The sequence below is a fragment of the Paracoccus zeaxanthinifaciens ATCC 21588 genome, assembly GCF_000420145.1.
Classification (GTDB): Bacteria; Pseudomonadota; Alphaproteobacteria; order Rhodobacterales; family Rhodobacteraceae; genus Paracoccus; species Paracoccus zeaxanthinifaciens.
In genome coordinates this window covers 43847-57914 of record NZ_ATUJ01000005.1, presented here as the reverse complement: position 1 = coordinate 57914, position 14068 = coordinate 43847, and the positions used below count along the sequence as shown (strand labels likewise).

The 14068-nt window shown below is 67.6% G+C and carries 13 protein-coding genes; 6 read left to right on the top strand and 7 right to left on the bottom strand.

Annotation, left to right across the window (positions count from 1 at the left end; translation table 11 throughout):
• Position 1 precedes the first annotated feature (1 nt).
• Together ettA and F804_RS0106565 are read left to right on the top strand one after the other, a co-directional pair.
• Positions 2-1657: an energy-dependent translational throttle protein EttA gene (gene ettA / locus F804_RS0106570; protein WP_022706951.1), complete on the top strand. Its 1656-nt coding sequence runs from the start codon at positions 2-4 to the stop codon at positions 1655-1657.
• 20 nt (positions 1658-1677) lie between these two features.
• Positions 1678-2154: a DUF421 domain-containing protein gene (locus F804_RS0106565; protein ID WP_051142311.1), complete on the top strand. Its 477-nt coding sequence runs from the start codon at positions 1678-1680 to the stop codon at positions 2152-2154.
• Here the strand turns inward: F804_RS0106565 and F804_RS15845 are convergent, their stop codons facing one another.
• Positions 2155-3180 carry a mechanosensitive ion channel family protein gene (locus tag F804_RS15845; protein ID WP_051142310.1) on the bottom strand — a complete coding sequence of 342 codons (1026 nt, stop codon included), beginning with the start codon at positions 3178-3180 and terminating at the stop codon, positions 2155-2157.
• Between the two features lie 184 nt (positions 3181-3364).
• Positions 3365-5245, bottom strand: coding sequence for an acyl-CoA synthetase (locus F804_RS0106555; RefSeq protein ID WP_022706950.1), 1881 nt, complete (start codon positions 5243-5245; stop codon positions 3365-3367).
• 256 nt (positions 5246-5501) lie between these two features.
• On the opposite strand from F804_RS0106555, the gene F804_RS15840 reads away from it, so the two are divergent.
• Positions 5502-6044, top strand: coding sequence for a CAP domain-containing protein (locus F804_RS15840; RefSeq protein ID WP_022706949.1), 543 nt, complete (start codon positions 5502-5504; stop codon positions 6042-6044).
• 102 nt (positions 6045-6146) lie between these two features.
• Here the strand turns inward: F804_RS15840 and F804_RS0106545 are convergent, their stop codons facing one another.
• Together F804_RS0106545 and F804_RS0106540 are read right to left on the bottom strand one after the other, a co-directional pair.
• Positions 6147-7922, bottom strand: a complete 1776-nt coding sequence (locus F804_RS0106545) for an ABC transporter transmembrane domain-containing protein (RefSeq protein WP_022706948.1) — start codon at positions 7920-7922, stop codon at positions 6147-6149.
• A 36-nt stretch (positions 7923-7958) separates the two neighbouring features.
• Entirely contained in the window at positions 7959-8612 is a 654-nt protein-coding gene (locus tag F804_RS0106540) for a 5'-methylthioadenosine/S-adenosylhomocysteine nucleosidase (RefSeq protein ID WP_022706947.1), read from the bottom strand.
• A gap of 130 nt (positions 8613-8742) precedes the next feature.
• Between F804_RS0106540 and zapE the strand changes: the two genes are divergently transcribed.
• Complete coding sequence (gene zapE, locus F804_RS0106535) at positions 8743-9858, top strand: cell division protein ZapE (RefSeq protein WP_022706946.1); 1116 nt, start codon at positions 8743-8745, stop codon at positions 9856-9858.
• On the opposite strand, the gene F804_RS0106530 is transcribed toward zapE, so the two are convergent.
• Positions 9847-10479, bottom strand: coding sequence for a DsbA family protein (locus F804_RS0106530; protein ID WP_022706945.1), 633 nt, complete (start codon positions 10477-10479; stop codon positions 9847-9849). The two genes, zapE and F804_RS0106530, sit on opposite strands and share 12 nt — an antisense overlap.
• Before the next feature lie 53 nt (positions 10480-10532).
• On the opposite strand from F804_RS0106530, the gene F804_RS15835 reads away from it, so the two are divergent.
• Both F804_RS15835 and F804_RS0106520 read left to right on the top strand, forming a co-directional pair.
• Positions 10533-10847 (top strand): HNH endonuclease family protein, encoded by a 315-nt coding sequence (locus F804_RS15835; RefSeq protein ID WP_022706944.1) that lies wholly within the window; start codon positions 10533-10535, stop codon positions 10845-10847.
• A gap of 277 nt (positions 10848-11124) precedes the next feature.
• Positions 11125-11712: an outer membrane protein gene (locus F804_RS0106520; RefSeq protein ID WP_022706943.1), complete on the top strand. Its 588-nt coding sequence runs from the start codon at positions 11125-11127 to the stop codon at positions 11710-11712.
• Between the two features lie 69 nt (positions 11713-11781).
• On the opposite strand, the gene F804_RS0106515 is transcribed toward F804_RS0106520, so the two are convergent.
• Positions 11782-13065, bottom strand: coding sequence for a bifunctional folylpolyglutamate synthase/dihydrofolate synthase (locus F804_RS0106515; protein ID WP_022706942.1), 1284 nt, complete (start codon positions 13063-13065; stop codon positions 11782-11784).
• Between the two features lie 54 nt (positions 13066-13119).
• Positions 13120-14058, bottom strand: coding sequence for an acetyl-CoA carboxylase, carboxyltransferase subunit beta (accD, locus tag F804_RS0106510; protein WP_022706941.1), 939 nt, complete (start codon positions 14056-14058; stop codon positions 13120-13122).
• Between the last annotated feature and the right edge of the window lie 10 nt (positions 14059-14068).

The window sequence follows — 14068 nt, the reverse complement described above, 5'->3', positions numbered from 1 at the left end:
GATGGCGTCCTATCAGTTCGTCTACCACATGGACGGCGTGTCCAAGACCTATGCCGGCGGCAAGAAGGTCTTCGAGAACATCCGTCTGAACTTCCTGCCCGGCGTCAAGATCGGCGTCGTCGGCGTCAACGGCGCGGGTAAATCGACCCTGCTGCGCGTGATGGCCGGCTGGGACAAGGATTTCACCGGCGAGGCCTGGGCCGCCAAGGGGGCGACCGTGGGTTACCTGCCGCAGGAACCGCAGCTGGACGAGAGCCTGGACGTGCGCGGCAACGTCATGCTGGGCGTCGCGGGCAAGCAGGCCAAGCTGGATCGCTACAACGAGCTGGCGATGAACTACTCGGACGAGACCGCCGAGGAGATGGCCAAGCTGCAGGACGAGATCGACGCCGAGAACCTGTGGGATCTGGACAGCCAGATCGACGTCGCGATGGAGGCCCTGCGCTGCCCGCCGGACGATGCCGACGTGTCCACCCTGTCGGGCGGTGAGCGTCGCCGCGTCGCGCTGTGCAAGCTGCTGCTGGAAGCGCCCGACATGCTGCTGCTGGACGAACCGACCAACCACCTGGACGCGGAAACCATCGCCTGGCTGCAGAAGCACCTGATCGAATACCAGGGCACGATCCTGTGCGTCACGCACGACCGCTACTTCCTGGACGACATCACCAGCTGGATCCTGGAACTGGATCGCGGCCGCGGCATCCCCTACGAGGGCAACTATTCCGCATGGCTGGAACAGAAGGCCAAGCGGCTGGAACAGGAAGCCCGCGAGGACAAGTCCAAGCAGAAGGTGCTCGAGCGCGAGCTGGAGTGGATCCGAGCCGGTGCCAAGGCCCGTCAGGCGAAATCCAAGGCGCGTATCGCCGCCTATAACGAGATGGCCGGCCAGTCCGAGCGCGAGAAGCTGTCGCGCGCCCAGATCATCATCCCGAACGGCGAACGCCTGGGCAACAAGGTGATCGAGGTCGCGGGCCTGAAGAAGGCGATGGGCGACAAGCTGCTGATCGAGGGTCTGGACTTCAGCCTGCCGCCCGGCGGCATCGTGGGCGTCATCGGTCCGAACGGCGCGGGTAAATCGACGCTGTTCCGCATGCTGACCGGCAATGAACAGCCCGACGAGGGCGAGATCACCTATGGCGACACGGTGCAGCTGTCCTATGTGGACCAGTCGCGCGACGCGCTGGATCCGAACGCCACCGTCTGGGAAGAGATCAGCGGCGGGGCCGAGCAGATCGTGCTGGGCGACGCGCAGATGAACAGCCGCGCCTATTGCAGCGCCTTCAACTTCAAGGGCGGCGACCAGCAGAAGAAGGTGGGCCAGCTGTCGGGCGGTGAACGCAACCGCGTGCACATGGCCAAGCTGCTGAAATCGGGCGGCAACGTGCTGCTGCTGGACGAACCGACCAACGACCTGGACGTGGAGACCCTGCAGGCGCTGGAAGCCGCGCTGGAGGACTTCGCCGGTTGCGCGGTCATCATCAGCCACGACCGCTTCTTCCTCGACCGCCTGTGCACGCACATCCTGGCCTTCGAGGGCGACGCCCATGTCGAATGGTTCGAGGGCAACTTCGAGGCCTACGAGGAAGACAAGATCCGCCGCCTCGGCCCGGATTCGATCGAACCCAAGCGCGTGAAATACAAGAAGTTCACGCGCTGATCCGAAAGGAGGGCGCCGGCATGGACTGGTCCGAGATGTTCTTCCAGGGGTGGTCCGGCATTGTCCGGACCCTCCTGATCGGGCTTCTGGCCTATGTCGTGCTGGTGCTGTTCCTGCGGATCGCGGGCAAGCGCACGCTTGCCAAGCTGAACGCCTTCGATCTGGTGGTCACGGTGGCCATCGGGTCGGTGCTGGCATCGATCCTGCTGCAACAGAGTATCGCGCTGGCCGAAGGCGCCACGGCGCTGGCCCTGCTGATCGGCATGCAATATGTCGTGGCCAGCCTGTCGGTCAGGTCGCGGCGCTTTGCCACCTTCGTGCGGTCCGAACCGACCCTGCTGGTGCGCAACGGAGAGTTCTGCGACGCGGCCCTGAAACGCGAACGGATCACCCGCGACGAGGCCCTTGGCGCGATGCGCGCCCAGGGCGGCAGCGACCTGTCGGAGGTCAAGGCGCTGATCCTGGAAAGCGACGGCAGCATCAGCGCGATCTTCTGATCAGGCGGCGATCTCGGCGCGGACCCTGGGCATGGCGGCATGGCCCGACTGCTGCAGCCATGTCAGCAGCTTCTCGCGGATCTCGCAGCGCAGGTCGAAGGCGCGGGGGGCGCTGCGGGCGCTGGCCAGGATGCGGATCTCGACCACGTTCTCGCGGAAATCGGTGACCTGCAGGACGAAGACGTCGCGGTCCCACAGGGGGGATGCCTCGACGATGCGCCGGGCCTCGGCGCGCATCTCCTCGACCGGGGCGCGGTAATCGACATAGATCATGACCGTGCCCAGCAGCGTGGAATCCGACCGCGTCCAGTTCTGGAACGGCTGCTCGATGAAATAGTTCAGCGGCACGACCAGCCGTCGCTTGTCCCAGATGCGGATGACGACATAGGTGCCGTTGATCTCCTCGATATTGCCCCATTCGCCCTCGACGATGACGGCGTCGTCGATGCGGATGGGCTGTGTCAGCGCCAGCTGGATGCCCGCGAACAGGTTCTTCAGCAGCGGCTGCAGCGCAAGGCCGACCACGATCCCCGCCGCACCCGCGGATGCCAGCAGGCTGACGCCGTATTGGCGCACGCTCTCGATGGTCATCAGCGCGGCACTGGTCCCGATGGCGATGATCAGGACGCCGCCCACGCGCTGCAGGATGCGCGACTGGGTGACGTGCTTGCGCGCCATCAGGTTGTCGTCCACGTCGATCCGGTAGCGCCGCAGGTGCAGGCTCATCCAGATGTTCAGCGCGGCGCGGGCGATCAGCGTGAGGCAGGCGATGAAGGCGATCAGCAGCAGGTGCCGGATCAGCCCGCCTTGCTGGGCCGGAAGCGTCGCGAAATTCGCGGCGAAGGAAACCGAGGCGATCAGGATGGCCAGCCGGACGGGCATGCGGGTCTGGGCCACGAGGTTCTTCCAGAAATCGTCCCCGTTGCGCAGGATCCGCCGCGCCACCGCGAAGATCGCCGAGGCCGCGAACCACGCGGCCACCAAGGCGATCCCGAAGAGGATGATGTTTTCCCACAGTACCGTCATGCCCTGTCCCCTTGGCCAACGCGTTCAGGGGTGAAGGCACGGCCCCGCGGAACCGTTCCCGTCAGCACTTCAGGAAAGCGCGACCTTCATGGGGTTGCCGCCCCTTCGGGCACGGATCGCCTGCAGGGGCGGCAACGGGGGCCGGTCTGGCCCCGTCGCCTGCCGTCTTGCGGGCCAGTCCCTGTCAGGCCCAGTCCCACTGGCAGGTGAACTGGCCCAGGCGCGATGTCACGTCGCCCTCGTCCGCGCCGTCGCGGGCGATGCGGGCCACGAGGCCGCGCTTCTTGTCCTCGACCACCTCGACCACATGGGCACCGGTCCCCTGCAGGGCCGCGTCATAGACGCGGGTGATGGCCATGCGGCGCAGGTCGGGCTTGAAGATCTTGCCCACGGCGGTCTTGGGCAGCTCGGACAGGATCTCGATATGCTTGGGGATCGCGGCGCGTTCGTGGATATGCGATTTCGCATGCTCCAGCAGCTCCTCGACGGTGACATGCCCGTCGGTCGTCAGTTCCACATAGGCGCAGGGCAGTTCGCCCGCGAAGCTGTCGGGCTGGCCGATCGCGCCCACGAAGGCCACGGAGGGGTGGGACAGCAGCCCCTCCTCGATCTCGGCGGGGTCGATGTTGTGACCGCCGCGGATGATCAGGTCCTTGGCGCGGCCCGTGATCCACAGATACCCGTCGGCGTCGATGCGCCCCAGGTCGCCCGTGCGCAGGTAACGTTCCTCGGCGAACAGGTTATGGTTCTTGTCGGCCTCGGTATAGGTCGAGCCGGGGAAGACGCCGGGATTGCCTACGCAGATCTCGCCCACCTCGTCCACGCCGCATTCATGCACCTGCCCGCCATCGGAATGGTTCAGGATGCGGACATGCGTGTAGGGCAGGGGGATCCCCACCGAGCCCACCTTCTTGACGCCCGCGACGGGGTTGCAGCTGACAAGGCAGGTCGCCTCGGTCAGGCCGTAACCCTCGGATATCTCGACCCCGGTGGCGGCCTTGAAGCGGTTGTACAGCTCGATCGGCAGGGGGGCCGATCCCGACAGCGCGGTCTTGAGCGATCCGACATTGGCATCGACCGGGCGCTGCATCAGCGCGGCGATGGCGGTGGGAACGGTGATGAGGAACGTTGCCTGCCAGCGTTCGATCAGCTTCCAGAAATTGTCGAAGACGCCGTCGCCGCGATAGCCTGCGGGCGTCGGCATCACGGCATGCGCCCCCGACGCGATGCAGGACATCAGAACCGGATAGGCCGCGAAGACGTGGAACATCGGCAACGGGCACATCAGCACGTCGGTCTCGTCGAACAGCAGCGTGCCGCCCAGCCAGCCGTTGTAGATCATGCCGGAATACTTGTGCTGCGCGACCTTGGGGGTGCCGGTCGTGCCACCCGTGTGGAAATAGGCCGCGATGCGGTCCTGCCGGGGGTCGTCGAATTCGAGGCGCGTGTGCTTCTGCGCGCTGACCGCAGCTTCGAAGTCGAGGACCTTGGCGTGATGGGTGGCAGTGACCTTGGGACGGATCAGCGGCACGATGAACCGCTTCACGCCGCGCAGGTGGCGGTTCAGGTCGATTTCCACGATATGGGTGACGTTCGGCGCGGATGCCACGGCCTGGGCGGCCTTCTGGGCCACGTCGGTCTTGGGGAACGCCTTGAGCGTCACCAGCACCTTGGCATTGGTCTCACGCAGGATGCCGCCGATCTGCTGGGCGTCCAGCAGCGGGTTGATCGGGTTCACGATCCCGGCGGTCGCACCGGCCAGCAGGACGACCGGCGTCTCGATGCTGTTCGGCAGCAGATAGGCCACGGTGTCCTGCGGACCGACGCCCAAGCTGCGGAACAGGTTCGCGGTCTCGGTCACGCGCTCCAGCGTCTCGCGCCAGGTCAGGGTGGTGGCGTGATCCTTGGGGCCGGCCAGCAGCTGGAAGGACAGCGCGGGGCGATCCGGGAACCGTGCGGCCGTGCGCGACAGGAACTCGTAGATGGTGACCGGCAGGTCGCGCCCCTCGTAGGGGCCCTCGTTCTCGATCCGGTCGCGGTCGTCGTAAGTGCTGAATTTTCCCATCGCTTCCTCCCTTGAAGGGCCCGTTCCCGGCCCTCCCCCTCGCGGCGAAGGATGTGCCGGATTGCGCATGTCGGGCAAGGGGCGCGGCCCGGTGCCCCGCCGAAACGCCGCGTCATTGTGTCCGCGACCATGCGCAGCCTTGGCGGAAAATCGCAAGCGGGTGCGATTGCCGCTGCGTCACGTCGGGACGGGGTGGGTTGGTAACCTTTCGCGTGTATGAAGCGTTCAATCACAAGGCGAACGAACGGAGCGGCCCATGTCGGATCGAAACAGATGGCTTGCAGGAACCCTGCTGGGCGGGGTCCTGATGATCGCGGCCTGCGCCCCGGAACCCGGCGACGGCCCCGCGACCGACCCCTATGCCGTGCAGGTGGCCGAAGCGGGCGATGCAGAATGCATCGCGGCCTCGTCCGAGGCGAACCGGATCGGCGTGGCGGCCACGAACCGTGCCAGGGCGCGACAGGGCCTGCCCCCGATGCAGCCCGATCCCGTCCTGGCCGAGGTTGCGGCAAGGCACGCCTGCGACATGGCGAAGCGCGGGCGGATGACGCATTTCGGAAGCAGGGCGCGGATGCCGTCGGACAGGGCGAAGCGCATGAACTATCAGCCGATGATCATCGCCGAGAATATCGCGGCGGGGCCGTACGATCTGCAGCGCGTGCTGCTGGAGTGGAACCGGTCCGAGGGGCATCTGGAGAACATCATGCAGCCCCTGGTGCGCGATTACGGGATCGGACAGGCGATCGGCGCGGATGGCCGCACGCGGTACTGGTCCGCGGTCTATGCGGCGCGGAAATAGCACGGACATGAGGGGGAGGGGCGCGTTGCCCGGCCATCGAGGCCGGGCAACGCGCTGCCTTCCGGCCGGCCTCGATGGCCGGACGGAAGGCATGCCCCCGCATCAGCGGTCGGTGAACTGCATCCGGGCCAGCTCGGCATAGAGCCCGCCTTGGGCGACCAGCTCTTCGTGCCGGCCCTGCGCGACGATCCGCCCCGCATCCATCACCACGATGCGGTCGGCCTTCTTCACGGTCGCGAGCCTGTGCGCCACGACGATGGTGGTGCGCCCCTCGGTCAGCGCGCCGATGGCCTCCTGCACCAGTGCCTCGGACTGGGCGTCCAGCGCGCTTGTCGCTTCGTCCAGCAGAAGGATCGGCGCGTCGCGCAGGATTGCACGGGCGATGGCGATCCGCTGGCGTTGACCGCCCGAAAGCGTCACGCCCCGTTCGCCAAGCGGCGTATCATAGCCCTGGGGAAGGGCCTCGATGAAGTCATGGGCGTGGGCGGCGCGCGCAGCCTGCGCCACCTGCATGTCCGACGCGTCCGGCCGCCCGAGGCGGATGTTCTCGGCGGCGCTGGCGGCGAAGATCGCGGGGTCCTGCGGCACCAGCGCCATCCTTGCGCGGAAATCCCGGCGCGACAGGTCCCGCATGTCGATCCCGTCCAGCGTCACCCGGCCCGTCAGCGGGTCCCAGAAGCGCTGGATCATCTGGATCACGGTCGTCTTGCCCGCCCCCGACGGCCCGACCAGGGCGACGGTTTCACCCGGTGCGATCGTCAGGTCCAGCGATTCCAGCGCCGGGATGTCGGGGCGGGACGGGAAGTGGAAGCCGACCCCCTCGAACGCGATGCGGCCCTGCAGGGGTACGGGCAGCGGCGCAGGCTTGGCCGGATCCGCCAGCGAATCCCTGGCCGAGAGCAGCTCGGCCAGCCGCTCGGTCGCGCCGGCGGCGCGCTGCAATTCGCCCCAGATCTCGGACAGGGCGCCGACCGCGCCCGCGACCAGCACCGCATAGATCACGAACTGCACCAGCTGGCCCGCGGTCATCGCGCCCGACTGTACGTCCCGCGCCCCGATCCACAGCACGCCGATCACCCCCGCGAAGATCAGGGAGATCACGATGGCGGTCATCACGGCGCGCGTTCCGATGCGCGCAAGCGCGGTGCCGAAGGCGCCCTCGGTCACCTCGTCGAAGCGGGCGATGCTGCGATCCTCGTGGGTGAAGGCCTGGATCGTCTGCGCGGCCAGCAGGCTTTCGGACGCGGCACCGGACGAGGCCGCGATCCAATCCTGGTTGCGGCGCGACAGCACGCGCAGCCTGCGGCCCAGCACGATGATCGGGATCATCACCCCCGGCACGATCAGCAGCACCAGCCCCGTAAGCTTGACCGAGGTCCAGGCCAGCAGCCCCAGCCCGCCGATCAGCAGCAGCAGGTTGCGCAGCGCGATGGACAGCGACGATCCGATGACCGACTGGATCAGCGTGGTGTCGGTGGTGATCCGGGACAGGATCTCTCCGGTCATGACGCGCTCGAACCAGGCGGGCGACAGGGTGATGACACGGGCATGGACGGCCTTGCGGATATCGGCCACGACGCGTTCGCCCAGTCGCGACACGAAATAGTACCGCGCCGCCGTCCCCACCGCGAGGCCCAGCACGATCAGCAGCGCCGCACCGAAATAGCGGTCGAGCAGCCCTGCGCCATCGTCGAAATTGTCGATCACGCGCCGCACGGCCAGGGGCAGCACCAGGCTGATCCCCGATGTCGCGACCAGCGCGACCAGCGCCGCCAGCGCCTGCATCCGATAGGGGCGCAGGAAGGGCACCAGTGCCGCCAGCGTGCCCAGCCGCCGGCCCCGGGGCCTGTCTTCCGTCATTCTTGCGCCGCGTGCCATGTCCGGTCCGTTCGTCCTTGGGGAAACCCCGTCCGTTTAGGCGCTGTCCCCCGGCAGGACAAGCAAGCCGCCCTCGATCGCGGCACCAAGGGCGTCGACCGCCTGCGCCAGCCTGCCGTCGATGACGTCCAGGTATTGCGTCCAGTCCAGCATCTTCGACACCTCGTGCGCGCCGTCCGAGATGCCGCGCAGACCGATCAGCGGCAGCCCGAAATGCTGCGTCACGCGCAGGATCGCGAAGGTCTCCATGTCGACCATGTCCTCCTCGATCGGGTCATAGGCCGCGCCGGTCACGATGTTGCCCCCGGTGGACAGGCTGGCGACCGGGATGCCCGGAATACGGTGCGGCAGGTCGATCACGCGCGGCAGGTCCAGAAGCGGCGTGCGCCCGCGATCGAAGCCCAGGGGCGATGCGTCGATGTCGCGCCAGGCCACCGCGCCGACCTGGTACACCTCGGTCTGGGCCAGCCGTGCCGATCCCGCCGACCCGAGCGAGACGACCAGCGCGGGCATCTCCTCCATCGCGGCAAGGGCGGCGGTCAGCTGTACGGCGGCCTCGATCGGGCCGATGCCGGTCATCAGCGGGTCGATGCGCGCCTGCAGCTGCGGGCCGTACTCGGGCTGGGCGGCCATGACGAACAGGACGGGGATGCCGCCGATCATGTCGGGACGCGGTGCGGGACGGGTCATGGCGGGCTTCCTTAAGGGTGTCGCTGGATCGGGGTTGCATGGGCCCCTGCGGGCGGTCAAGCCTCATGCGGCCTTGCGGGGGGCCTTGGGGCTGTGGCAGGCACGGGCTGGCATATCGAAGGGGCAGCGCATGGGCAGGATCGCGGAACTCTATGGCCGGAAGGCCGATGCGGGCGAGATCCGCCCCGATCCCGCGCAGCGGGCCGTCCTGCCCGAGATGGACGGCGTCCTGGATCGCATGTCCGAAGCCCCCGCACCCGCGCCGGCTCGCAAGGGCGGCTGGCGATCGCTGTTCGGTGGCGGGTCCGCACCCGCCCCGGCCCCCGCGGGTCGCGGTCTGTATCTGTGGGGCGGGGTCGGTCGCGGCAAGTCGATGCTGATGGACCTGATGGCCGCCGCCGCCCGCGACCAGGGCATTGCCGTGCGCCGCGTCCATTTCCACGAGTTCATGCAGGAGATCCAGGCCGGCTTGGAAGAGGCCCGCAAGCGCGGCGACCAGGATACCGTCCGCCCCGTCGCGATGGGCGTCGCGGCCAAGGTCCGGCTTCTGTGCTTCGACGAGATGCAGATCACCGATATCGCCGACGCGATGATCGTGGGGCGGCTGTTCCAGGTGCTGTTCGACCAGGGCGTGACGGTGGTCACCACCTCGAATCGCGTCCCCGAGGATCTGTACAAGAACGGCCTGAACCGCCAGCTGTTCCTGCCCTTCATCGCGCTCTTGCGCGAACGCATGGCGGTGGTCTGCCTCGACAGCGACAACGACTATCGCCAGAACCGCGAGGGATCGCCCATCTGGTTCACTCCCGCCGATGCGCAGGCGCGGCAGGCGCTGGACGCGGAATGGGACGCGCTGACGGGCGGGGCGGAACCGCAGCCCGGCACGTTCGAGGTGAAGGGCCGCAAGGTCGAATTGCAGGCCCTGTCGGACGATGTCGCGCGGGCCGGGTTCTGGGATCTGTGCGGGCGTCCGCTTGGGCCTGCGGATTACCTTGCTCTGGCATCGCGGGTCCGGGTGCTGATCCTGGACGGGGTGCCGCGCCTGAATTCGGGCAATTACAACGAGGCCAAGCGCTTCGTCACGCTGATCGACGCATTGTACGAGGCCAAGGTCCGCCTGATCGCCAGCGCCGCCGACGAACCCGAGCGGCTGTATGGCGAGGGCGAGGGCAGCTTCGAGTTCGAGCGAACCGCCAGCCGCCTTCGGGAAATGCAGGACGCGGGCTGGGGCCGGTCAGACCCCTAGGGTGCGGCGACCGCGTGCGACCAGCGCGCGCAGATCGGACAGGTCCATCTCTCCGAAGACCAGCTCGTCGCCGCAGATGAAGCTGGGCGTGCCCAGCAGGCCCATGTGATCGGCCAGAAGGAAGCTGTTGGTGATGTGCCGTTCGGGGGCCTCGGCCAGCATGTCCTGACGGATCCTCTCCTCGTCCAGGCCGACGCTGCGCACGACGCGCATGGTGCTGGCGGTATCGGCCGGCCCGCGCATCGTCATCAGCGCGTGGTGAAGCTGCCAGTATTTCCCCGTCCCCAGTGACGCGAGCGACGCCTTGGCCGCGAATTCGGAGCCCGGCCCGAAGACGGGCCATTCGCGATAGACGATGCGCAGTTCGGGTTCCGCCGCGACCAGCTGCTGCATCAGGCCGACCATCTTGCGACAATGCGGGCAGTTGTAATCGAAGAACTCGGTCAATGTGATGTTGCCATCGGGATTGCCCAGGACCGGCGCCGTCGGATCGCGCTCCAGCGCCTCGCGCAGTTCCGCGGGCATCGGATTCGGACGCTCGGGCGTTTGGGCAAGGGCGGGGGCTGCTGCAAGGGCGCAGGCGGCCCCTGCGCCGGACAGGACGAGGCGGCGGGTCGGCATGGGTGGTCCTTTCGCAGTCTGGGAACGTCCCAGAGGTAACGGCAGGGGGAAGAATGCGTAAACAGCGATATGTCGAAGAAGAGGTCACGGTTGCGTCAGACCCGGTCTGCCCGCTGTGCCTGCGACCCATCCCGCCCGATGCCCCCCAGAGCCGCCATCACCTGATCCCCAAGCTGAAGGGCGGCAAGGGCGGCGAGACCGTCCTGCTGCACCACATCTGCCACAAGACCATCCACAAGACCCTGAAGGAAGGAGAGCTTGCGCGCCGCTACAACACCGTCGAGGCGCTGCGATCCCATCCCGATCTGGCGCGATTCTTCGAATGGGTCGCGCGCCGTCCCCCGCATTTCCTGGGGCGGGCGCGTTGAAAAACAGGGGCTTGCGATGCTGTGCCCGCACCAGATTTTTTCAAGATGCGAGCGTCAATAAATTGCACGATCTGCAAATTTTGTGCCGTGACCGGGGATGCCGTGATCCGCGCCACCAGCAGTTCAAGGCCGTTTCAGGGTTCCCGTCACGGCCCGTCACAAGCGCGTGGTTGCGGGTTGGACACGGGACCGGCAGGGGGCGCGGGTCGTGGCCTTTTGGCGGGCCGGGCATGGGCATAGATGCTGCCTCAGCAAATTCAGACTTTGGAGGTTTGCAATGAAATTCGCTATTGCTGCACTTGGCGCCAGCCTGTTCGCCGTTTCCGCCCATGCCGGCGGCTACACCGCTCCGGTCACCGAAACCGCTCCGGTTGCGGTCGAGCCCGTCGTCGTCGAGTCCGCTTCGGACTGGACCGGCTTCTATGCAGGTGCCCAGTGGGGCCAGGGCAACGCCGACCTGGGCGATGCCGAAACCGATTTCGACGCCTACGGCATCCATGGCGGCTACATGCGCGACCTGGGCAACTGGGTTGTCGGCGGCGAGCTGGACTACAACCAGATCGACGCTGACGACCTGGACGAGAAGGGCGACCTGACCCGTCTGCGCGCCCGCGCCGGTTACGACATGGGCCGCTTCATGCCCTACGTCACCGCAGGTGCGGCGCACCTGTCGCAGGACCTGGGCGGCGGCATCGACGTCTCGGAAACCGCCTTCAGCTACGGCATCGGCGCCGACTACAAGGTCACCGAGAAAGTGACCGTCGGTGCGGAATACACCCGCCAGGACTTCAACGACGTCGACAACATCGACGGCCTGGACCTGGACACCGACATGGTGCAGGTCCGCGCGGCATACCGCTTCTGATCCCGGACGGGATCGGGGCCTTGCCCGATCGGGGCGGTGCGGAAACGCACCGCCCCTTTTTTCATGCGCTCAGCCGTTCGCGCGAAGGATGCGGCCCGCCAGGTACAGCGATCCGCAGATGAGGATGCGGGCATCCGGTTCCCGGGCGACGATCGCGCGGATCGCCGCGGCGGCATCGGTCGCGGTCAGCGCCGGAAGGCCCGCGGCCTGCGCATGGGCGGCGGTGGCATCGGCGGGCAGGGTGTTCGGCTCGTCCGGGATGTCGATGGCGGTCAGCGACTGGGCCTGGGCGGCAAGCGGGCGCAGATAGCCGCCGATATCCTTGGTGTTCAGCATCCCGCAGACAAGGTGCGTCGGGCGGCGCGGCAGGTTCGCCAGCGTCGCGGCGACGGCCTGCCCGCCCGCGGGGTTGTGCCCGCCATCCAGCCACAGCTCGGCCCGGTCGGCCAGATCGACCAGCGGACCGCGCGTCAGGCGCTGCATCCGGGCGGGCCACTCCGCACGGGTAACGGCGGCGCGGGCCATGTCCTCGGTCGCGCCCAGTTCGCGCAGCGCCGCAAGGGCGGTGCCCGCGTTCTGCAGCTGGTGCGCCCCGATCAGGTTGGGCATCGGCAGATCCCACAGCCCGTGATCGTCCTGGAACACGAAGCCGTCGCGGTCGGGCTGGACCATCCAGTGCTGCCCATGCGCCAGGATGGGCGCGGTCAGCCCCTGGGCCTTCGCCTCGATCACGCGCAGGGCGGTTTCGTCCTGCGGGCCGATGACGACGGGCACGCGGGGCTTGAGGATGCCCGCCTTCTCGGCGGCGATCAGCTCCAGCGTCTCGCCCAGGTACTGGGTGTGGTCGATGCTGACGGGGGTGACGATGGTCAGGCGCGGATCGTCGATCACGTTGGTCGCGTCCAGCCGCCCGCCAAGCCCGACCTCGAGCAGGGTGTAATCCGCAGGGGACCGCGAGAACGCCAGGAAGGCCGCCGCCGTCGTGATCTCGAAGAAGGTGATGGGCTGGCCGTCATTGGCGGCCTCGCATTCCTCCAGCGCGGCGGCAAGATCGGCCTCGGGGATCAGATCGCCCGCAAGGCGGATGCGTTCGTGGAACCGCGCCAGGTGCGGCGAGGTATAGGCATGGACCTTCGCGCCCCCGGCCTCGAGGCCCGCGCGGATCATGGCCTGCGTGCTGCCCTTGCCGTTGGTGCCCGCGACGTGGATCACGGGCGGGATGCTGCGTTCGGGATTGCCCAACGCGGCAAGGATGCGGTGCATCCGGTCCAGCGACAGGTCGATGATCTTGGGATGCAGCGACATCAGCCGCCCCAGGATCGCGTCGGATTGGAAATCTTCGGTATGGCTCATGGCCGGCATGCCGGGGGGCAGCCCCGGCCCCCCATTCTGCGTCGGTGTCAGGTCTTACCCGGCCTTTTCGGCGGTCTCTTCGGGCGAGGGCTCGGGCAGGGCCGGCTCGGTCGCGGGTGCGGGCAGGTCGGCGCGCGTTGGCGCGGGCTGGCCCGTCATCATGCGCAGGATCGACACCAGCTCGTCCTTCATCGCCTTGCGATGGGTCACGCGGTCCAGCATGCCGTGTTCCAGCAGGTATTCGGCGCGCTGGAAGCCCTCGGGCAGCTTCTCGCGGATGGTCTGCTCGATCACGCGGGGACCGGCAAAGCAGATCAGCGCGTTCGGTTCGGCGATCTGCACGTCGCCCAGCATGGCATAGCTGGCGGTGACGCCGCCCGTGGTCGGATGGGTCAGCACCACGACATAGGGCAGGTTCGCCTCCTTGAGCATCTGCACCGCGACGGTCGTGCGGGGCATCTGCATCAGCGACAGGATGCCTTCCTGCATCCGCGCACCGCCCGCGGCCGAGAACAGCACCAGCGGGCGCCCGGTTTGCACCGCGCGTTCGGCGGCCGCGATGATCGCGTTGCCGACATACATGCCCATCGACCCGGCCATGAAGCTGAAATCCTGGCCCGCGGCGATGATGGGCGTGCGGCCGATCTCGCCTTCGGCGACCAGCATGGCCTCTTTCTCGCCGGTGGATTTCTGCGCGGCGCGCATCCGGTCGGGGTATTTCTTCTGGTCGCGGAACTGCAGCGGGTCGGCCACGGGTTCGGGGACCTTCACCTCGCGGAAGACGCCGCCGTCGAACAGCGCGGTGAAGCGTTCACGCGGGGTGATCGCCAGGTGATGGTCGCAATTCGTGCAGACGTTCAGGTTGTCCGCCAGTTCGCGGTGGAACAGCATCGTTCCGCAGGACGGGCACTTCGTCCACAAGTTCTCGGGCACCTCGCGGCGCGAGAAGAGCGAATTGATGCGCGGGCGGACGTAGTTGGTGATCCAGTTCATCGCGGGCGAC

Bases quoted from the DNA above. Each gene is read 5' to 3' on its own strand.
- ettA (WP_022706951.1), top strand. From the start codon at position 2: ATGGCGTCCTATCAGTTCGTCTACCACATGGACGGCGTGTCCAAGACC.
- F804_RS0106565 (WP_051142311.1), top strand. From the start codon at position 1,678: ATGGACTGGTCCGAGATGTTCTTCCAGGGGTGGTCCGGCATTGTCCGG.
- F804_RS15845 (WP_051142310.1), bottom strand. From the start codon at position 3,180: ATGACGGTACTGTGGGAAAACATCATCCTCTTCGGGATCGCCTTGGTG.
- F804_RS0106555 (WP_022706950.1), bottom strand. From the start codon at position 5,245: ATGGGAAAATTCAGCACTTACGACGACCGCGACCGGATCGAGAACGAG.
- F804_RS15840 (WP_022706949.1), top strand. From the start codon at position 5,502: ATGTCGGATCGAAACAGATGGCTTGCAGGAACCCTGCTGGGCGGGGTC.
- F804_RS0106545 (WP_022706948.1), bottom strand. From the start codon at position 7,922: ATGGCACGCGGCGCAAGAATGACGGAAGACAGGCCCCGGGGCCGGCGG.
- F804_RS0106540 (WP_022706947.1), bottom strand. From the start codon at position 8,612: ATGACCCGTCCCGCACCGCGTCCCGACATGATCGGCGGCATCCCCGTC.
- zapE (WP_022706946.1), top strand. From the start codon at position 8,743: ATGGGCAGGATCGCGGAACTCTATGGCCGGAAGGCCGATGCGGGCGAG.
- F804_RS0106530 (WP_022706945.1), bottom strand. From the start codon at position 10,479: ATGCCGACCCGCCGCCTCGTCCTGTCCGGCGCAGGGGCCGCCTGCGCC.
- F804_RS15835 (WP_022706944.1), top strand. From the start codon at position 10,533: ATGCGTAAACAGCGATATGTCGAAGAAGAGGTCACGGTTGCGTCAGAC.
- F804_RS0106520 (WP_022706943.1), top strand. From the start codon at position 11,125: ATGAAATTCGCTATTGCTGCACTTGGCGCCAGCCTGTTCGCCGTTTCC.
- F804_RS0106515 (WP_022706942.1), bottom strand. From the start codon at position 13,065: ATGAGCCATACCGAAGATTTCCAATCCGACGCGATCCTGGGGCGGCTG.
- accD (WP_022706941.1), bottom strand. From the start codon at position 14,058: ATGAACTGGATCACCAACTACGTCCGCCCGCGCATCAATTCGCTCTTC.